General features: G+C 32.2%; 5 protein-coding genes. 4 read left to right on the top strand and 1 reads right to left on the bottom strand.

Annotation, left to right across the window (positions count from 1 at the left end; genetic code table 11):
- The 3 genes from A9G38_RS11785 to A9G38_RS09160 form a co-directional block, all read left to right on the top strand.
- Positions 1–221, top strand: a 221-nt coding sequence (locus A9G38_RS11785) for a transposase (protein ID WP_141671736.1), incomplete at its 5' end; no start/stop codon positions are given.
- Positions 222–480: 259 nt separating this feature from the next.
- Complete coding sequence (locus A9G38_RS09165; protein ID WP_034915691.1) at positions 481–681, top strand: YgaP family membrane protein; 201 nt, start codon at positions 481–483, stop codon at positions 679–681.
- A 155-nt stretch (positions 682–836) separates the two neighbouring features.
- Entirely contained in the window at positions 837–1,100 is a 264-nt protein-coding gene (locus A9G38_RS09160) for a hypothetical protein (protein WP_051634372.1), read from the top strand.
- A gap of 175 nt (positions 1,101–1,275) precedes the next feature.
- Here the strand turns inward: A9G38_RS09160 and A9G38_RS09155 are convergent, their stop codons facing one another.
- The gene (locus tag A9G38_RS09155) at positions 1,276–1,818 is read right to left on the bottom strand and encodes an RNA polymerase sigma factor (RefSeq protein ID WP_051634374.1); all 543 of its coding nucleotides are present in this window, start codon (positions 1,816–1,818) and stop codon (positions 1,276–1,278) included.
- 257 nt (positions 1,819–2,075) lie between these two features.
- On the opposite strand from A9G38_RS09155, the gene A9G38_RS09150 reads away from it, so the two are divergent.
- A complete protein-coding gene (locus tag A9G38_RS09150; RefSeq protein WP_034915696.1) occupies positions 2,076–2,357 on the top strand; it encodes an IS3 family transposase in 282 nt (93 codons plus the stop codon).
- Positions 2,358–2,460 lie beyond the last annotated feature (103 nt).

The raw sequence follows: 2,460 nt of genomic DNA, 5'->3' as shown, positions 1-2,460 counted from the left end.
AAGGCGGACGAACGGTGATTGCTAAACGTAATTATGGTAAGGATATAGATAAAAGCAGTATGGATAGGTGCCTTTATCGCTATCGTCATTTAGTCGAGAATGCCTTTGCTAGAATCAAGCAATATCGTTCAATATCAACTAGATACGATAAGTTAGAAAGGAATTATGCCAGTATGGTATCACTGGCATTTATGTTAATGTGGCTGCCAATGTATTGTTGAGTAATTTATGTACAGCAAAGATCAACAGCCCCTAATCAATTACAATTAATTTTTTAATTATTTATAACTATCCTTTACCTAAATTCACTCCTAATTTGAAATACCTATAAACTTAAATAAAAGACATTAATTCAATGTATTCCGCTAATTTGATAATTAAAATCCATTTAAATGAAAATTTTTTGAATCTTTTTTTGATTTTGTCGACTCTTTATTAGAGTAGTTCATTATTAAATCTAATTTTAAAGAGGAAAAAAATATGAGTTTTAAAAAAAATATTCCAAGTTTTGAGCGTTTATGTCGAATTATTATTGGTGCCTGTATTGCTTATTTAGGCTTTCTTTTTGCTCCAACAGCCCTAGTAATGTGGATTGCTATCGCAACAGGAATAATTCTGGTTTGTACTGGAACTATAGGATTTTGCCCTATGCGTTCAATTATGAAAAGAAAAATAAACTAGCTAAAAAATCCACTCGCTACTTCCTTGATATAATGATGAATAACAGTTTACTTTGAGGAAGTACATATTACAGGATATCTCTCATTGATATCACCATTAAGAGAAAAATGTAAATAAAATGAAATTTAAATTAAATAATTTTAAGAGGTAATATCATGTTTAGAAGTAGTTCTGTATTAAGGCATTTACTACGAGGATGTATTGGATTTGGTTTGCTCGGTTTAACAATATATCTGTTCATTCAAGGTGCTGTCTGGAGCGTTTTATTGGGACTTGTATCGGCTGTTTTAGGTTTTTTTGTATTAAGAGGATGCCCTGCCTGTTGGGTAATTGGTCTCATAATGACTATAACCAATCCAGGTAAAACATGTATTCCCTGTACAAAAAAAGATGAATCAATTTCAACAGACTTAAAGTGAAAATAGCTCAATGTGTGAATTTGTTATGTTGCATGGTTACTGCCCCTAGCTTGCTAGGGGATGAGTATCTAATCAAGTTAAATCATATTTTCTTTAATGCCATTTGTATTCATTACCATAAATAGTTCCTTTATAATTGTGAATATTAATATATAAAGTATTCATAATTACTATTTCAGTGTGAATGACCACTAATCTCTAATTTTTTTCGTATAATATTTCTAGCTCTGTGAAGTCTACTTTTCACTGCTTCTGGGCTAATTTCAAGCATATTAGACACTTCATAAGTTGATAATTCTCTGATATCTCTAAGAATTATTACACTTCGATAAGTATAGGGAAGAGAAATTATTGCTTTAGTTAAGTCAATTTTTAATATTGATTCATCAGCTATAGAGTTACTAGTTCCAAATAGCTCTTCCATATCATCAGGATCCATTGCGAATGTTTTGTTATTTGAACGAAATATTCTGTAGCATTCTCGCTCAATAATGCGAAACAACCACGCTGACAGTGCGGAAATAGTTCGCAAAACACCTATTTTTTTATATAAAACCCAGAGTGCCACTTGTACTGCATCTTCTGCGTCTTCAGCAGTGGAACAAACTTTTCTTGAAAAGCGATTTAGATCTGGTTGGCATTTTTCGAGTAATTTAGCCATAGCAACTTCATTACCTGAACTGGCCTGTAAAATGAGATTATCATCAATTTTTTTCATTATTTTTTCCTCTACTATATAAAAGAGGTTTGAAGGTATGAAAAGGATTCAAATAATTTTAAATATTTTTGTAACTATCCCCTAAAATAGTACAGCAAAAAAGTAGAAAATTCTCTATGATAAAAGTAAAAGGGAATTTAATTATGAAAAAAATGGCTGAACATCAAATCGTGGCTATTTTAAAAGATGATCCTCGCCAAAAAAGTGGACACAATTCGCCTCTATGATATAAACAAAAATCATAGGAGACAAATATCATGGTCAAAAAATTTAGTATCGAATTCAAACAACAATCAGTGGATTATGCGTTATCTAATGCACACCTTTCTATCAGCGAACTTGCCAACCATCTAGGTGTGGGTAAATCAACCCTAGATAAATGGATTAGGCAACTTTCCCCGAATAAAACTAGCCGTCGAGAGTTAACCGCTGAGCAACAGCGGATTATGGCGTTAGAAAAAGAGATTAAAGAACTGAAAATGGCCAATGATATACTAAAAAAGGCGCATGTGCATATCATCAACAATCCAAGTCGATGAAGTACGCTTATATGAAAAATCATTTAACCTGCTATCCCGTTACTAGGATATGCTCATTACTTGGTGTCAGTTCATCGGGTTATTATGCTTGGTTAAAAAGAGC

The organism is Gilliamella sp. Imp1-1, assembly GCF_001690415.1.
Lineage (GTDB): Bacteria > Pseudomonadota > Gammaproteobacteria > Enterobacterales > Orbaceae > Gilliamella > Gilliamella bombi.
This window is presented reverse-complemented; position numbering and strand designations above follow the sequence as displayed.

What these genes read in the sequence shown, in the direction of transcription:
- A9G38_RS09155 (WP_051634374.1), bottom strand. Translation starts at nt 1,818, where the DNA reads ATGAAAAAAATTGATGATAATCTCATTTTACAGGCCAGTTCAGGTAAT.
- A9G38_RS09165 (WP_034915691.1), top strand. Translation starts at nt 481, where the DNA reads ATGAGTTTTAAAAAAAATATTCCAAGTTTTGAGCGTTTATGTCGAATT.
- A9G38_RS09160 (WP_051634372.1), top strand. Translation starts at nt 837, where the DNA reads ATGTTTAGAAGTAGTTCTGTATTAAGGCATTTACTACGAGGATGTATT.
- A9G38_RS09150 (WP_034915696.1), top strand. Translation starts at nt 2,076, where the DNA reads ATGGTCAAAAAATTTAGTATCGAATTCAAACAACAATCAGTGGATTAT.